This is a genomic window from Endozoicomonas sp. ALD040 (genome assembly GCF_049275945.1).
Lineage (GTDB): Bacteria > Pseudomonadota > Gammaproteobacteria > Pseudomonadales > Endozoicomonadaceae > Endozoicomonas_A.
This window is the reverse complement of sequence record NZ_CP184829.1, coordinates 6,480,608-6,496,977: the sequence shown is the minus strand read 5'-3', so window position 1 is coordinate 6,496,977 and position 16,370 is coordinate 6,480,608. Positions and strand designations below refer to the sequence as shown.

General features: G+C 48.1%; 17 protein-coding genes. 7 read left to right on the top strand and 10 right to left on the bottom strand.

What is annotated here, in order from left to right; genetic code table 11:
* Nucleotides 1-76: 76 nt before the first annotated feature.
* Nucleotides 77-1,015 (bottom strand): hypothetical protein, encoded by a 939-nt coding sequence (locus ACOJUN_RS23940; protein ID WP_422134350.1) that lies wholly within the window; start codon nt 1,013-1,015, stop codon nt 77-79.
* 426 nt (nt 1,016-1,441) lie between these two features.
* On the opposite strand from ACOJUN_RS23940, the gene zigA reads away from it, so the two are divergent.
* From zigA to ACOJUN_RS23925, 3 genes are all read left to right on the top strand, one after another.
* Nucleotides 1,442-2,641, top strand: a complete 1,200-nt coding sequence (zigA, locus tag ACOJUN_RS23935) for a zinc metallochaperone GTPase ZigA (protein ID WP_422134349.1) — start codon at nt 1,442-1,444, stop codon at nt 2,639-2,641.
* Entirely contained in the window at nt 2,638-3,069 is a 432-nt protein-coding gene (locus ACOJUN_RS23930) for a TraR/DksA family transcriptional regulator (protein WP_422134348.1), read from the top strand. The genes zigA and ACOJUN_RS23930 overlap by 4 nt, the downstream gene beginning before the upstream one ends.
* A 149-nt stretch (nt 3,070-3,218) precedes the next feature.
* Nucleotides 3,219-3,587 (top strand): STAS/SEC14 domain-containing protein, encoded by a 369-nt coding sequence (locus ACOJUN_RS23925; RefSeq protein ID WP_422134347.1) that lies wholly within the window; start codon nt 3,219-3,221, stop codon nt 3,585-3,587.
* Nucleotides 3,588-3,651: 64 nt separating this feature from the next.
* Here the strand turns inward: ACOJUN_RS23925 and ACOJUN_RS23920 are convergent, their stop codons facing one another.
* The 4 genes from ACOJUN_RS23920 to ACOJUN_RS23905 form a co-directional block, all read right to left on the bottom strand.
* Nucleotides 3,652-3,939: an antibiotic biosynthesis monooxygenase family protein gene (locus ACOJUN_RS23920; RefSeq protein WP_422134346.1), complete on the bottom strand. Its 288-nt coding sequence runs from the start codon at nt 3,937-3,939 to the stop codon at nt 3,652-3,654.
* Nucleotides 3,940-4,139: 200 nt separating this feature from the next.
* Nucleotides 4,140-4,274, bottom strand: a complete 135-nt coding sequence (locus tag ACOJUN_RS23915; RefSeq protein ID WP_422134345.1) for a hypothetical protein — start codon at nt 4,272-4,274, stop codon at nt 4,140-4,142.
* A gap of 34 nt (nt 4,275-4,308) precedes the next feature.
* Entirely contained in the window at nt 4,309-4,920 is a 612-nt protein-coding gene (locus ACOJUN_RS23910; RefSeq protein WP_422134344.1) for a glutathione S-transferase family protein, read from the bottom strand.
* Nucleotides 4,921-5,075: 155 nt separating this feature from the next.
* A complete protein-coding gene (locus tag ACOJUN_RS23905; RefSeq protein WP_422134343.1) occupies nt 5,076-7,250 on the bottom strand; it encodes a carboxy terminal-processing peptidase in 2,175 nt (724 codons plus the stop codon).
* A 464-nt stretch (nt 7,251-7,714) separates the two neighbouring features.
* On the opposite strand from ACOJUN_RS23905, the gene ACOJUN_RS23900 reads away from it, so the two are divergent.
* Nucleotides 7,715-8,692: an NAD(P)H-quinone oxidoreductase gene (locus ACOJUN_RS23900; protein ID WP_422134342.1), complete on the top strand. Its 978-nt coding sequence runs from the start codon at nt 7,715-7,717 to the stop codon at nt 8,690-8,692.
* A gap of 81 nt (nt 8,693-8,773) precedes the next feature.
* On the opposite strand, the gene ACOJUN_RS23895 is transcribed toward ACOJUN_RS23900, so the two are convergent.
* The 4 genes from ACOJUN_RS23895 to minC form a co-directional block, all read right to left on the bottom strand.
* Complete coding sequence (locus tag ACOJUN_RS23895; RefSeq protein ID WP_422134341.1) at nt 8,774-8,950, bottom strand: hypothetical protein; 177 nt, start codon at nt 8,948-8,950, stop codon at nt 8,774-8,776.
* A gap of 426 nt (nt 8,951-9,376) precedes the next feature.
* Complete coding sequence (gene minE, locus ACOJUN_RS23890) at nt 9,377-9,634, bottom strand: cell division topological specificity factor MinE (RefSeq protein ID WP_422134340.1); 258 nt, start codon at nt 9,632-9,634, stop codon at nt 9,377-9,379.
* Nucleotides 9,631-10,446: a septum site-determining protein MinD gene (gene minD / locus ACOJUN_RS23885; RefSeq protein ID WP_317142193.1), complete on the bottom strand. Its 816-nt coding sequence runs from the start codon at nt 10,444-10,446 to the stop codon at nt 9,631-9,633. Before minD ends, minE begins: the two co-directional genes overlap by 4 nt.
* A gap of 47 nt (nt 10,447-10,493) precedes the next feature.
* Nucleotides 10,494-11,276 (bottom strand): septum site-determining protein MinC, encoded by a 783-nt coding sequence (minC, locus tag ACOJUN_RS23880; RefSeq protein WP_422134339.1) that lies wholly within the window; start codon nt 11,274-11,276, stop codon nt 10,494-10,496.
* A 275-nt stretch (nt 11,277-11,551) separates the two neighbouring features.
* Here minC and lpxL point away from each other — a divergent pair, with 275 nt between their 5' ends.
* From lpxL to ACOJUN_RS23865, 3 genes are all read left to right on the top strand, one after another.
* Entirely contained in the window at nt 11,552-12,499 is a 948-nt protein-coding gene (gene lpxL, locus ACOJUN_RS23875; RefSeq protein ID WP_422134338.1) for an LpxL/LpxP family Kdo(2)-lipid IV(A) lauroyl/palmitoleoyl acyltransferase, read from the top strand.
* Nucleotides 12,500-12,603: 104 nt separating this feature from the next.
* Complete coding sequence (locus tag ACOJUN_RS23870; RefSeq protein WP_422134337.1) at nt 12,604-12,873, top strand: CopG family ribbon-helix-helix protein; 270 nt, start codon at nt 12,604-12,606, stop codon at nt 12,871-12,873.
* On the top strand, nt 12,873-13,148 hold the full coding sequence (locus ACOJUN_RS23865) for a type II toxin-antitoxin system RelE/ParE family toxin (protein WP_422134336.1): 276 nt from the start codon (nt 12,873-12,875) through the stop codon (nt 13,146-13,148). Before ACOJUN_RS23870 ends, ACOJUN_RS23865 begins: the two co-directional genes overlap by 1 nt.
* A 98-nt stretch (nt 13,149-13,246) precedes the next feature.
* Here ACOJUN_RS23865 and rapA read toward each other — a convergent pair whose 3' ends face one another.
* Complete coding sequence (gene rapA, locus ACOJUN_RS23860) at nt 13,247-16,117, bottom strand: RNA polymerase-associated protein RapA (protein WP_422134335.1); 2,871 nt, start codon at nt 16,115-16,117, stop codon at nt 13,247-13,249.
* Nucleotides 16,118-16,370 lie beyond the last annotated feature (253 nt).

The following is a 16,370-nucleotide window of genomic DNA, read 5'->3' as shown; positions in this document are numbered from 1 at the left end:
AGCGAGACAAGCGATAAAGCAGAGAAATATGTCTCGGAGAATTTCGAACCCCTCGCAGCACTCAAAGTCACTGACTTCAAAGCCCATCTTTTGTCACCAGATTTTTGTCTGAATTTCGGCTCAAAAAGGACATCAGTTGTTCTAAATTCGGATTTGCGAACAGGGTAAACAGGACGCGTTCACAAGATTCCCCTGCAACCAGACTCATCTTGTTCACTTTGTGTTCCGACCAGAGGTTCTCGAAAAAAAAGCAGCCACTTTCTGGATAGGAATACGTTTTGACCGTTTCAGGAATGTAGCTTGGCGTATAAAAAAACTTAGAATAAAGTCTGGAAAAAAACGTTTCTTGTGCTCGTTCAGCAAAAGACATCTCTCCGCCGGAGTATGTACCGTTTTCCTGCTCGCATGGCGAAACCACTGTTGTCATTGATAAACTGGTCCAGTCATAATGCCAACCCAGATGCGATATTTCCGGGAAGTCTGAATTAAGCGTATATTTTAGTATGCTGGAGTGAAATGGCACTCTCTGATCGGACCAGTTGCCTAGTTGAGCCATTTTTTCCAGGCTGGAACAGGTGAAATCAGCCACTGATTCAGTGACATTTTTTTCCTCAAGATAGGCTCTCACCTGATCTTCGTCAGCTAATTTACAAGACCTGTCAAATGCGATAACGGGTGCCAGCATTTCACCTGAACAAAATGCCCCGAGCACTGGCACATTATAGCGATCCTTGTGGGGACTGCTGTCCAGGAAATTTGGGTAGTATTTCATTTCTTTTTTATGGGCCAGATACTCTAATCTGTTATCGGCAAAGGCATCAAAGCTTCTGGCTTCTTTTGCGTCCTTGTATACCTTAAGCATTAAGTTTTTATCTAAAAAGTTATCGTATCTGGCAATAAACCGGCCACTAAATGTTGGTTGAGTGGTATCCCCTGTCTCTTGACCGATTTTAGCGCGCCATTGGTCGAGCAGTCTGTTATTGTTTCCTGGCTGAATCCGTGCTTCTCTCATCATCAATTCCTCCTTGAAAAATTAAATGGTCAACCTCTCTAACTTGGTACAAAAGTTCTGATCAGTCTTAAAATTAGACATTGGCAGTTATGAAAAAGTTCCATGCTGATTTCAACGGCATCTTGCATCTCTTCCATGGGCTCGCCCTGATGGGACTCAGAAAATGCAATTGATATAAAAAAACCGGCATCGGGGTCGGTTGTGAGAGGCACTGATGTTTACCCACGACAAGGGTAAACACCAGGCAGATGTTGGCGCCGCCAAAGCCGAATCTTTTGGAGATAGGTTGTCATTTCCCGATCATCATGACCGGGGCTCAGGTTAAAACAAGCATTCAGTAGTAGTTGACTAAATTTAAATGGTTATAATATAACATAACAATTCAGGGCGTACTCAACCGCATATTCACTTGGACCGGAACTATCCGTCATGACTCAACTACCCGTCACTGTGCTGTCAGGCTTTCTTGGCGCAGGAAAAACCACTGTACTGAGCCACATTCTTAACAACCGTCAAGGTAAAAAAGTGGCCGTTATCGTTAACGATATGAGCGAAATCAATATCGATGCAGCACAGGTAAAAAACGAAGTCTCACTGAGTCACCAGGAGGAGAAGCTGGTGGAGATGAGTAATGGCTGTATTTGTTGTACCTTGCGCGAAGATCTGTTGCTGGAGATCAACAAACTGGCACAGGAGGAACGTTTTGATTACCTGGTGATTGAATCCACCGGCATTTCCGAGCCTTTACCCGTCGCTGAAACCTTTACCTTTGCTGATGAAAAGGGTGAATCACTGTCTGATGTCGCCACGCTGGATACAATGATCACTGTGGTAGATGCGGTGAACTTCCTCAAGGATTATGACGAGGCGAAATACCTTCAGGAAACCGGGGAGTCTTTAGGTGAAGAGGATGAACGCAGTGTCGCTGATTTATTGGTAGATCAGGTTGAGTTCGCCGATATACTACTAATCAGCAAAACCGATTTGATAGAACAACCCGAACTGGAACGTTTGACTGCGATTCTGAAAACACTCAATACCAATGCCCGAATCATTCCCATTGCTCATGGTCAGGTAAATGTTGACGAAGTATTAAACACTGGGCTGTTTGACTTTGAGCGCGCACAATCAGCGCCAGGCTGGCTTAAGGAAATGCGCGGGGAACATTTGCCGGAAACCGAAGAATACGGCATTGGAAGTTTTAGTTACACCGCCCGCCGACCCTTTCATCCAGAAAAGTTTTACCAGTTTCTCCACTCGGCAAGAGACTATGGAAAACTGATTCGATCCAAAGGCTACTTTTGGTTGGCCTCCCGTCCGGAATTTGCAGGCCAATGGAGTCAGGCTGGCGGTATTGCACGTTATGGTTTCGCAGGGATGTTTTGGAAAGCTGTCCCGAAAGAGAACTGGCCCACCGATGAAGATTCCCTCGCCTCCATCAAGAGTAACTGGGTAGAACCTTTCGGCGATATGCGTCAGGAGCTTGTTTTCATTGGTCAGGGTTTGGATCAACACGCCATCACTAAAGCCCTCGACTATTGCCTGTTAACAGAAGACGAGGTTCTCAAAGGTAAAGAGTACTGGGCAAGTTTGAGTGATCCTTTTCCTGGTTGGGGAGAAAGTCAATGAAGACAACATCACTGGGACAATGCACGTTGACTGAAGATCAGATCAAACAGGCTGCAGAGTCTGACTACATGAATACTGAGCAACTGGATTTCTTCAAGCACCAACTGTTACTGCTTCACGAATCGACAGAAGCTCGGATTCAGGAAGCCAAAAGTCAAATGGCCAGCCCACCGGAATTGAACGATGACAGTGATAGAGCATCCTGGGAAGAAGAGTGCAGTACTTCGTTGCGGATTTTAGATCGAGAACAAAAATTGCTGTCCAAGATCAGACAGTCACTGGAGCGTATACGATCAGGTACCTATGGTTACTGTCTTGAATCAGACGAGCCTATAGGCATCCCCCGCCTTCTGGCAAGACCCACAGCTGAATACTGTGCTGAAGTGAAAGCCCGGATGGAATACAGGGAACAGTCATACCGGGACTGAAGGTGTCAGTTATTGAAATAAGCTGCCGTAAAGATTCAACAAGAACGTTGATTTCATGCCATCAGGACATGGATTGGAGAAGACAGTAATCCGACCTATAGTGATTGCAGTACAATTCTATTTCATTCATACGGAGGCTGGGATCGAATATGCTTTCTATTGAAATGGGCAGGAAAGACGGCATTGCTCTTCTGGAACCTCATGGACCTCTTTCAAAAGAGGATTTTATTTCTGCCGCTCGACAAATTGATCCTTTGATTGAAGAGAGAGGAGGGCTGGCCGGGTTGATTATCCATACTGATCACTTTCCCGGCTGGGAATCCTTTGGTGCACTGGTCAGCCACATCCGGTTTGTGAAAAACCATCACAAACATCTGAGAAAAATTGCCATTGTGACGGATGCAAAAGAGATGGGGGCAAGGGAAAAAATGGCCAGCCACTTTATTGCCGCAAAAATCAGGCACTTCAAATACGAGCAGCTGGAGGCGGCAAAGCTCTGGATTCAGGAAGAGGATTGAGTTGTAAGTGAGTAGGCTGATTTCCTTGAGCATTGCACTTCAGAGGTGTTAGGGCATTTGATTTTTAGCCACGGTATTTGTGAAGGACTTCAACAATTTCCACCTGGTAGTCAAGGTACCAGAGTGCTTTGCCTTTTTTTTGGGCTATCAGGTGTTCGGGGTTGTTCTTCCAGGCATGGATGCTGTTTTTGTCTGGCCAGTATGAGATGGCCAGCTCCTGATCACCTTCAGTAGAGGCTATAAACTCAATACAACCGTATTCATCCAGGGCCAGCTCACGCATGCACTGGGCCAATTCAAGGTACTCTTGATCCAATTGTTTGACTGTAGCTCTGAAAATGACAGCGTACATGGTCGTTCCCTGATTGGAGTTTTTGAAGACTCCTGAAGTGAATGGGCATTATTAACAGAGAGCACTGCAGAAGAGGCCAGGCATTCAGCAGTCACTAGTGCAGCCAAGCCTTGATATCCATACAGCCCACTCGTTCCGATACTCTGTGGTCGTCATTCCCGCGAAGGCGGGAATCCAGCGCCAACAGCGGGTCTCTGCCTTCACGCGGATGAAAAGGCCAGGGGGGGCACCGGGCAGTATGGTTCTGGTGATGAGTCTGTGTGGATTCCCGCCTTCGCGGGAATGACGGGAGTGAGGCCGGAAATGACGGGAGGTGAACCAGGGTTTTGCGACACCCTTTGTTGCGTGGGAACGAGGGGTGTATGGATATCAGAGCTTAGCTGCACTAGACATTGCAACAAATCCCGGAAGGCTGCGGATTCGCTCAATCCAATTTTGGATTTCTGGGTACTCAGACAAGTCAAAGCCGCCTTCATGGGCAACATGAGTGTATCCGAACAAAGACAAGTCAGCCGTCGTCAGCTGTTCCCCCACCAGAAAAGGGGTTTGTGAAAGCTGCTGTTCCATGACTTTAAGAGCTTTGTGGCCGCCTTCCTGTTTGCTTTCGAATTCATCTCTTCGATCTTCAGGCATTCCCAGATATTTATTAATAAAGCGGGCAACAGCAATATAGGGTTCGTGGCTGTATTGCTCAAAAAACTGCCATTGCTGGATTTTTGCCTGTAAAAAAGAGTCTGTTGGCAGTAGCTCAGAATCTCTGGCCAGGAAGTTCAGGATAGCATTTGACTCCCAGAGACAGAGGCCATCTTCAAGCTCCAGCAATGGAATTTTGCCATTAGGGTTTCTGGCGAGAAAATCGGGAGTCTGTGTTTCATTATTCAGAACATCAATGGCAATCCATTTGTGATTCAGGTCAAGCAGGGCAGTGAGCAGTTTGATTTTGTAACAGTTACCGGACTGGATATCGCCATATATTTTCATCTCTGAGGAAACTCCCTGTTTAGGCGCTTTTATTTTATTAAGCGACATTGTACCAGTGTTTTTTATCGGAAGGTAGATATTAGTAGTTGTCTTGAGGTTCAGGAGGTTGAACTCTTCAGGCTGGCAGGGCCTGAAAATCAGGCCCTGAGAGGTTATTAACGGTTGGCTGTTTTTTGTTTTGTCTGAATTTGAACCAGATCCACCAGAACCATTCCAGCTTCTTTGATAAAGGCGTCTGTTTCTTTCTTTTTCTTTTTGGTTTCTGAAGAAGATTCTTCCTGCTCGGCTGCTTCCAGTTCATCCAGATTGTTTAACAGGGGTTCCCCTTTGGCCTTTCTTAGCCGGTTCTCAATGGCCAGCCTCTGGCTACGCATGGTCTGGATTTCGTGCTTGCGCTTTGCTTCGTTCAGCGACACTCTTTCCTGATTTTCGTAGCGGGACAGGTACTCCTTCATTTCGTTCAGATAGACGAAATCCGGGTCCTCATCTGTCCGCTTGCGGTGCTTATCATCGAGAGGTTGCAGATAAGGTTTCATATCTGAATACTTTCTGTAAGGGATTGGCTTGATGGTGTCCCAGGGCAGGGCGTCAGGCAGTTTGCTTTCGCCGATATCACGTCCGTCATAGAGTGATGGAAAGGCAATGTCGGGCAGCACACCCTGGTTCTGGGTGCTCTGACCGGAAATACGGTAGAACTTGGCCAGGGTCAGTTTCAGCTGTCCATGGTTAAGCGGCTGAATGCTTTGAACGGTACCCTTTCCGTAAGTCTGACCACCAATCACCAGTGCCCGTCCATAGTCTTGCATGGCACCGGCAAAGATTTCTGAAGCGGAAGCACTCAGGCGGTCAACCACAACGGCCATGGGGCCACTGAAGACCTGGGTTGGGTCCGGGTCCTGCTGACGCTCGGTACGACCTCTGCTGTCCCGAACCAGAACTGTTGGGCCCTGATCAATAAACAGGCCAGTCAGCTCATTGGCTTCCTGCAAAGAGCCACCACCATTGCCACGAAGGTCTATGATCAGGCCGTCCAGGTTTTCTTTCTTGAGCTTTTCAAGCAGCTTGCGCACGTCGCGCGTCGTGCTCTTGTAGTTGGGATCACCGGACTGAGCGGCTTTGAAGTCTATGTAAAAGGTAGGAATTTCGATAACCCCTATACGCTTGTTTTTATTATTCTGTTTAAATTCCAGAATGTGACTTTTCGCGTCTTGTTCTTCCAGCTTGACCTTGTCACGAATAATTTCGTAAATACGGGTGTTGCTGCTTTTGCTGGACCCCGGAATAACTTCCAGTCTGACCAGGGTTTTCTTTTTACCACGGATCAGTTTAACCACATCATCCAGACGCATTCCTACGACATCTTCCAAGGCGCCTTTCTGGCCCTGGCCTACGCTGATGATTTTATCGCCGGGCTTCAGCTTGCCTGCTTTATCGGCAGGACCACCGGGAACTATGCTGACCACTTTTGTGTATTCATCCTCGGCAGACAGCACTGCACCAATACCTTCCAGAGAAAGGCTCATATTAATGTCAAAGTTCTCGGCAGTCTGAGGCGAAAAATACTGGGTATGGGGATCGAAAATCCCGGTGAAAGAATTAATGTAGGTCTGGAAAACGTCTTCACTTTTACTCTGATGCAATCGGCGTAAGAGGTTGGTGTTACGTCGTTTCAATTGATCTGCAATTTCTTCATCGGTTTTGTTGTTCAGCTTTAAGGTCAGTACGCTGTCCTTGAACTGCTTTTTCCAGAGGTCACGCTGGGCCTTTTTATTGGCCAGCCAGGGCTGCTCCTTGCGGTCAACAATCAGGTCTTCGTTCTTTTTCAGGTTCAATTTGTCGACTCCCTGCTTGACCTGAGCCAACATGTAGCGGGCACGTTCTTCTGCCCTGACTGTGTAGCGATTGAATATTTCAAAAGCAGGTTTCAGGTCGCCGCTCTTGAGTGAGCTGTCGAGCTTTTCTTTGTAGGGGGCAAACTGATCAATATCGCTTTGCAGGAAGAAGCTGCGGTTGGGGTCCAGACGATCGAGATAGCGCTGAAATACTTTTTCACCACTCTCTTTGTCCAGCTCAATTTTACGGTAATGGTTACGTGACAGCAGTTGCACCACATTAACACTGGCAATGGCCTGCTGCAGGCTGGGCTTAAGTTCTTCAACCGGGCGCTCAAGATTCTGGTCAGTGGCAAAAACCGAGCTGGTGGTTAAACAGAGCGCGGTGAACAGGGCAAAAAAAACCGATGGTATTTTCCTGGCGTTTAGCAGGGTCGGTATCATGGATTGTGAAGCTCCGTGTCGTTTTTCGATATCGGGTGTGCCGCCTCGGCTCATGAAGGATTACGTCCTTATTACAGAGTGCCTAAGACGACGTTCATCGACTATAGGACACTCCATCCCACTGTGCCTGAAACACTTGTACCAAAATATTCAGAACGTTCGTTACAGCCTATTTTGCACCGGAAATAGTCCAGAGCCTGTCAAAGCTTTGTTACCGGGTGATACTGCGTTTGGCGCATTTGGCACTGCTGGCTCCCAGACAGTTGGTCCATAGACCCATCCCAAAGCATTGGTTGACCTCTATTTTTAAGTTACCAGTGCTTTGGGGGCTTTCTCAATCAGTTTTCTTTTGTGATTGTGAATATCCCCTGAGACATAATACAGTCTATAACTGAATGCAGCCAGTCAGTGGACTGTCAGAGTCGCTTCAGGTTGGTAAACCCTCATTCAATGAAGCTCGATAATGGAGGTATTTTCATGATACCTGTATCGGCTTGATCAACGAGGATTGAGTAAAGATGCAAGAGAGCAAAAACTTTCACGGACTTATGGCTATAGACAAGGCGTTGCAATGGCGATCTTTTCCCGATAAGCCTCCGGGTAAAGATCAGGTAAAAGTTCGCGTAGTGGCCGCAGGTCTTAACCGTGCCGACCTGTCGCAACAGGCTGGAACTTACAATCCACCAGAAGGTGTAACGCCCGTTATGGGACTGGAATGCTCCGGGATTATTGAGACGGTTGGAGCCAATGTCAGCCAGTGGTTGCCGGGTCAGCAGGTGTGTGCGTTGTTGCCGGGTGGAGGACTGGCGACCAGCGTAGTGTGTGATCAGCGGCTGTTGCTGCCGGTTCCCGGGTCGCTGAGCCTCGTGCAGGCAGGTGGCATTGTTGAGGTTTACACAACCGCCTGGCTAAACCTGTTTCATCGTGGCAAGGTCAAAGCCGGAGACAAGGTTCTGCTGATGGCGGGTGCCAGCGGTGTGGGTACTGCAGTTCTTCAATTATGCGACCATTTTGGCATTGATGTAACGGTAGTGGTCGGCAGTGATGAGAAGCTGCAATTCTGCAGAGAGCTGGGAGCAAAAAATGGCCTGAACAGACATAGGCAGGATTGGCAAGTTCTTAATGCCTTTGGCCCCTTTGATATGGTGTTGGATTGCTGTGCCGGAGACTGGCTGGAAAGATACCTGCCTTTAATGAATAACGGCGGAAGAATTGTCACTATAGGTTTAATGGCAGGCCGAAAAGCACAATTGGATATGGGGCTGTTGTTAATGAAAAGAATTCAGGTGATGGGATCAACCCTGCGCTTTCTGCCAATTACCGAAAAAGAAAGGTTGTTAACCGAATTAGTGGAAAAGGTTTGGCCTTTATTTGCTCTGGGCCAATTAAAACCGATTATTGATACGGTTCTTCCCATAGAGCAATATCAGAAAGCGTATGATTTAATGGCATCCAATAAAACAACAGGCAAGGTGATTCTTTCCTTGCCTGCGTAATGATTTTGAGTCGCTTTAAAACAGTCATAAAGGCCTATGATTATTCTGCTTTGGGCTTTGGAAGGCGCTCGGCAGAATGTATCAGTTATAGCCGAGCTCAAAGCATTCGTTGCCTTCAGGCTTGCTGGCTGGCAGCTGGCTGCTGTTTTTCATCAGAGGCTTCAGGTTTTTTGGGTAGGCAGTTGCATTGTATGCGCGAACCTGTGGGCGAATAGTGGTTTTCCGACTTTTAAATGGCGCAGAGTAGTGATGTTTCATAGTCTTTCCTGACCGTGCTGGCTTTTGCATGGATACCATTTAAGAATAACAGCAACTCAATCATTCGGTTAGTCTGAATTTGTACTTAAGTGAGAGTTTCAATTGCAGTTTGCAACGCTGTGTTATTAAAACGTTGCAAACTGTTGGAGGCGTCAAATTCTGGTGAGTTATACCAATCTTGCTTTCTAACTCCTGTGATGAGCATGGAGATTTGAGCCTTAAGACCAGGAGGTGTGAGGAGTCATAGCCTTAGCTGTGGCGACGATCGCCAACGCAGGATTAAGGCTCAAATCTTCAGCTCAATGGGGAGTTAGAAAGTTTGATTGGTATTAAACAGCTGTTTGATTCAACGCTGGAAAGATACTGGCATAGAAGTAATCTATGCCAGTACTGTATGTGCACAAAGATAGGTGGTGGCTCTGACTGTCAGGAGCTTTCAGGAAGCTGAACGTTGACTTCCAGGGTGGAGCAGTCACCATCTTTGTCCAGTCGGACGGAGATGGTGTTTTCAGCTACCTGAAAATACTTTTCTACGACTTTCAGTATGTCCTGTCTCATGGCCGGAAGAAAATCGTGGCCAGAACGGTTCAGTCTTTCGTGAGCAACCAGTATCTGAAGACGTTCTTTGGCCACTGATGCACTGCCTTCGGATTTGCTGGATTTAAAAAATTGCAGCAGACTCATGCACGACTCCCAAAAACTTTCTGGAGAAAGCCTTTTTTCGGAGGTTCAATAAACCGGTGGGGTAATTCAGCGCCCAGAAAACGAGCGACCATATCATTGTATGCCTGGCCGGCATCGGTGGTCTGCTGATGAATAACCGGAACACCGTGATTTGATGCCTTCAGTACGTCTTTGGATTCAGGAACAACGGCCAGCAAAGGGATGGCAAGGATTTCCTGAACGTCTTCAACATTAAGCATATCGCCCATTTCTACCCTCGTCGGGTTATAACGGGTCAGCAACAGATGCTCTTTAACAGGATCAAGCTTTTTTTCAGCTCGCCGGGATTTGCTTTGCAAAATACCCAGAATCCGGTCTGAATCCCTGACGGAAGAAACCTCGGGGTTCGTCGTTATGATAGCTTCGTCTGCGAAGTACAAGGCCATGAGCGCACCATGCTCAATGCCGGCAGGTGAGTCGCAGATAATGTATTCAAAATCTTTTGCCAGCTCGTCAAAAATTGCTTCAAGGCCTTCGAGAGTCAGTGCTTCTTTGTCCCGGGTCTGTGATGCCGGTAATACGCTCAGATTTTCAGTGTGCTTGTCTTTAATCAGCGCCTGATGAAGAGCTGCTTCGCCATTAATAACGTTCACAAGATCATAAACGACTCTGCGCTCACATCCCATGATAAGATCGAGATTTCGCAGCCCGACATCGAAATCAATCACGACGGTTCTGTGTCCTTTCATGGCCAGACCCGTGGCAAATGAAGCGCTGGTTGTGGTTTTACCAACACCGCCTTTTCCTGACGTTACAACAATTATGCGTGCCAAGTTCAAATCCTGTGAATAGTAAGTGGTGGTTAATGTTCAAGTATTTATTAAAGCCTGCTGATGTGCAAGTGATCCTCAGTAAGCCTTATTAAGACAGACTTACCCCAGTGGCGGCTCCAGGATGACTCTTCCGTCTGATCGGTGAGCTTGTACTGACCGCTGATGGAAATCAGTTCGGCTTCGAATCGATGGCAGAAAATTCTTGCCTCAGGATTGCCATTAACCCCGGCAAGCGCCTTGCCTCTTAAAAGTCCGTAGACGTGTATGTGCCCGCCAGCCAGTAATTCTGCACCCGGACTGACCTGTGATAGTACAACCAGGTCGCCCGGGGCATAGACTTGCTGACCAGAGCGAACAGGTTGATCGATAATTTTTGTTTCTGAGTCTGAGGTGGCTGAGGTTTCTTCTTTTTGCTCAAAGCGAGCTGGCTCATGACGTTCGACCGGCATCGGTTGACCGTTCTGTTGCATCATGACCACATTTTTCTCTGACTTTGTCTTCTGAAAGGGTAGCCAGGCTATGCCTGCACGCTCCGCCGTATATCTGAACTGCTCGCTGCCACGGACGGCTACCAGAATCATACCGGACTCCCTTAGTCGCCCGGCAATAGCCCTCAGATCAGAGGCATCAATGGTTGCTTGTAACTTCTCCAGGGCCAGTACCACCGGTGTCTCCTGAAAGAAGTGGGGAGCTTTTTCCGACATCGCCTGCAACTGCCTGCTAAAGCTGATCAGACAGCTGTTGTGCAATTCAAGCGTAGTCAGCGTATAAATGCCGCCTTTGAGCTGGAATGCGGCTTTTGATGGCTTTGAGGTCAGAGTTGAATTCATGGCGGCCATGTTATTTACGGAAGTTAGGTCAGCAATGTTCTTGCTGTATCTGACGGATAATAGGAAAAAGTTACAATGCCTTTCATTTTCTGGCCTATCGCTCCGCATTGCTTGTCAGGCTACGATCAAAAGCAATATTTCTCAAGTCATTTTACAAGCTAGCCCCTGAGAAACATGACCTCGGTCCCGGCAGCTGAGATAATAGTGCCGGACAAGGGCAGGCTGATGCTTCGCTGATTATGCAAGTTTATTGAAACAGGGTTTCTGGTGAATAGATGAAGTCGGATGAATTAAGTAACACTACGGAAGCCGATCGCTTTCAGTGGTCCTACCTGAAACCAAAGTTCTGGCCAGTATGGCTGGGACTGGGGTTCACCGCTCTGGTGGCATTGCTTCCTTATTCTGTCATGGTGCTCCTCGGGCGTCTGGTAGGTCGTCTTTTATTGCGTTTTGGTGGTAGCAGGGTGCGTATTACCCGGGTCAATCTGGAAAAGTGTTTTCCCCACATAAGTGAGGCGGAAAGGGACGCCCTGTTGCAGAAAAACTTTGAGTCGGTTGGCATCGGTCTGATGGAAGTCATCATGGCCTGGTGGTGGCCAAGAAAGCGACTTGAACGACTGGTGACCTATAAAGGTCTTGAAAATCTCAATTCAGAGACTGGCCAGGGTAACCTTTTGTTGATTCTGCATTTTACAACCATAGAAATATCGGGCGCTCTGATTACGCTAAGGCACAGTGTCGACGCGACCTATCGTGAACACAAGAATCCTGTTTTTGAATACATGCAGAGAAGGCAACGTCTGCGTTATGACCGGGGGAGTCGTCTGTTAGGCCGAAGGGATGTAAGAGGTATGCTGAGATCCCTGAGACAGGGAAAAACCGTCTGGTACTCTCCCGATCAGGATTATGGTCCCAAGCAAAGTGTTTTTGCTCCTTTCTTTGGTGTTCAGACCGCATCGGTGACTGGCACTTCCAGAATGACCAAAATGGGTAAGGCCAGAGTGGTGCCCATGGTGGTCACCCGAAAACCGGGTTCCGAGGGCTATGTTCTTGAGGTGTTTGAGGCCTGGAAAGACTTCCCCCGGGGCGATGATCTTCAGGATGCGATCCGGGTCAATCAATTTGTAGAAGAGCAGGTAAAGAAAAACCCGGATCAGTATATGTGGTTGCATCGCCGATTCAAGACCCGGCCTGAGGGTGAGGTGGGTTTTTATAAAAAGTAATTGCTATGATCTGATGGCTTCTGGGTCTGAAACCATTTTTGGCTTAATCATAATTAATCACTATTTTTCATAATTAATAATATTTAATTAAAAGTGAGGTTGTCATGGCTCAAAAAGACACGAAGGTACTAACTGCCCACGTGCCAATACCTTTGGCTGAAAAAGTGGAACTGCTCGCACAGAGACTTGAGCGATCACGTGGGTGGATCATCAAGCAAGCTCTTTCCGCCTGGATTGACCAGCAAGAAGAGCGTGACAGGCTAACCCGGGAAGCGCTGTCAGACGTAGACGCAAATGCTGTTATTGATCATCAGGCTGTGCAAGAGTGGGCAGAAAGTCTTGGGACTGATAACCCCTTGCCGGTTCCACCCTAGTGGAAATTAAGTGGACGAGCAAAGCCCTTTCTGATTTGTCGTGTCTGTACGATTTTTTAGCTCTGGTAAATAATCAGGCTGCGGCTAAAACGGTTCAGTCTTTGACATCCTGTCCAGACAGTCTGCTGGAAACCCCAAGGCTTGGTGAACGGCTTGAAACCTTTGGGCCTAGAAAAGTCAGAAAGATACTTATAGGGCAATATGAAATACGCTATGAAATCCAGAACTCAACCATTTATATTTTGAGGCTCTGGCATACTCGTGAAGATCGATAGAAGCAGTAACCTGTTGTTACCTTATAAACAGGACAAAAAAGACACAACAACCAATGGCACTGAACACGAAAAAAATCGCGCCAGTGCCCTATGCGTTGTTAACCGGCGATCATCAATCGCAAACCATCCAGCCTGAGCATCGCTTTCTGAAGACATTGATGACCCAGGGCGGCACGCAGTTTGAGGTGTTCAATCTCTTCATCACGTACGTTCGGGTTCACTGCTTTCAGGGCAGCCAGCCGCTTGATCTCTTCCGTAACATGGCTCAGCAGGTTTTTGCAGGCTTCGGTCACAATCGGGTTAACCTGTTCCTTCGCCGCTTGCTCTGCTCTGGCCAGCATGGTCAGAATTGGCTCCCGTTGCGCTTTCACCAGTTTCTTCGCCATACCTTTTTTGACGGGCTGAAGTTGGGCGTTCAGGGTGTCGAAGGCCACTTTTTCCGAGAGGTTGTTCATGCCGGGATCGATCAGGCAGCGAATCGGTGTTGCAGGCAGGTACCGATCCAGCTGCAGTTTTTTCTCCCCTGTGGCTCCAAGGACATAGATCGCTTCCAGCAGCATGGTGCCTGGTTTCAGTGCCTTGTTTTTTAACAGAGCTACCGAGGTATTGCCCATTTCACTGGTGAGCAGCATGTCCATGCTTTCACGAACCATGGGGTGCTCCCAGGTGAGGAAGTGCATGTCTTCCCGGGAAAGAGCCATATCCCGATCAAAGGTGACGGTCATGCCATCAGCCGGAAGGCCCGGGAAGGAGGTCACCATATGGCTGCCCGGGCGCACAACGAGGCAATGTTTGGAATGATCTTCTGACTCGACGCCAAATCCTTCAAACAGCTTTTCCATATAGCGCTTGAGCTGCCTGGGTTCTTCCTGTGCTTCGATGTCGTTAATCAGATCTTCATTGGAGAGGGTGCCACGGGAGTTGATTTCCAGCAGGCGATCCCGACCATTGTGAAGGTGTTTATTCATTTTTGCATTGAGATCTGCGGTTTCTTCGATCAATGGTTGAATGTCTGCCAGTGTCGTTTTCTTTTCAGGCGCCAGCGCTTCAGTGAATGCTTCACCCAACTTTTCAAAGACCATGCTGCCAGACGGGCAAGTATCGGCGAAGGCATTGAGGCCCTGATCATACCAGTGAAACATTAATTCCTGTCCGGTGCCCTCTATAAAGGGAACATGGATTTTGATGGTCTCAGTCTGGCCAATGCGATCGAGCCGTCCAATACGCTGTTCCAGCAGATCCGGGTGAGCAGGCAGATCAAAGAGCACCAGGTGGTGGGCAAACTGGAAATTGCGACCTTCACTGCCAATTTCGGAGCAGACCAGAACCTGGGCACCGTATTCCTCATCAGCAAACCATGCAGCCGCTCGATCCCGCTCTACGATAGTCATGTTCTCGTGGAACACTGCCGTGGGTATACCAGACAGAATTCTGAGAGCGTCCTCGAGATCCAGAGCGGTATTGGCATTGGCACAGATCACCAGCACTTTCTGTTTTTTAAGCAGCTTCAGCAGGTTAATCAGCCAGTCGATGCGTGGGTCTACCTTCCACCAGGGGTCCATATCATCAACACAGATATGGGATTGGTAAGCCAGTTCGGGGTAGAGCGAACCACGGGCTTCGGTTTCTTCTTCCTGGGCAATCTGATAAAGCTCGGGCAGCTTCTGGGCGTACCCCTGAACAACACGGCCGGGGAATCCTCCCACCGCTGCACGGGTATTTCTGAACAGAACCCGGCCAGTACCATGGCGGTCCAGGAGGGTTTTTAGTAGCTGTTCGCGGGCCGTTTCTTTTTGTTCAGAAGAGCCATTATTGATCAGGTCGATCAGAGGCTGACAATCGTGACCCAGGAAACCGGTCAGGTGCTGACAGGCGACTTCCGGCAGGTGGTTATTTTCCAGCAGCTCCTGAACCGCTTCGGCCACAGGCTCATAGTTTTTTTCCTCTTCCTGATAGGTCACCAGATCGTGGAAACGATCAGGGTCCAGCAGACGGAGCCGGGCAAAGTGACTTTCGGGTCCCATCTGTTCAGGTGTTGCTGTCAACAGCAGCAGGCCGGGAATTTGTGACGACAATGTTTCCACAACCTGATATTCACGGCTGGGGTTTTCTTCTGACCAGACCAGATGGTGAGCTTCGTCGACGATCAATAGATCCCAGTCGACCTCAAGAGCTTGCTGAAAACGATGTTCGGACTGGCTCAGGAAGTCCAGGCTGCAGAGAATCAGTTGCCCTGTGTTGAACGGGTTTTCATCTTCAATCGCACGGCAACGCTCTTCATCAAACAGTCCGAAGTGCAGATTGAAACGACGCAGCATTTCCACTAGCCACTGATGCTGAAGTGTTTCCGGTACCAGAATCAATACCCGACTGGCTCGTTCAGTGATCAGTTGCTGATGCAGGATGAGACCGGCTTCAATGGTTTTACCCATGCCGACTTCATCAGCCAGCATTACCCTGGGAGCATGACGTCCAGACACTTCGCGGGCTATATGCAGCTGATGAGGTATCAGGCTGGTACGGGCACCGAGCAGCCCTCTCACAGGAGAGCTGAGTAGTCGACAATTGTTCAACAGAGTTTTGTAACGCAGGGAAAAGTTGCTGTTTTGGTCGATTTGACCAGCCAGCATTCTGTCCTGCGGCTTGTTGAAATGAATAAAGTTGCCCAGTTCCGATTCGGGAAGCTCTTTGGGCTTACCGTCGGGAAGAACGCCTCTATACATTAGCAGACCATTCTCTTCGATGACTTCTGTCACCGTCATGGTCCAGCCCTCGTGACTTTCTATCTTGTCACCAGGATTAAATTGTACCCTTGATAGCGGGCAGTTATTAATGGAGTAGAGCCGGGTTTCACCGGTGGTGGGGAACAATAGGGTTACCATGCGACTATCGAAAGTCAGAACGGTACCCAGCCCTTGTTCAGTTTCGGTGTCACTGATCCAGCGCTGTCCAGGAACGAAGCTCGTCATGTCGTGACTACATACCTTGCCAGACAAAAAGGCCGATATATTAGCGGAATTCGCTGTATTAGCAACCAGTACAAGTGCTACTTGGCGGGTTGCTTCACTAGTGTCTTGGTCTGATTATGGGAAAAATGACCTTTAGAACCGCTGTTTTTGGTAAAAAAAAGGGTTTCTCTATCAGGAATGAAAGAAAGACTTTTTTTCACAAAGAGCTATTTTAAAGCTGAATCTGAAGTGAGTCAGAGGGAAATGGATGATT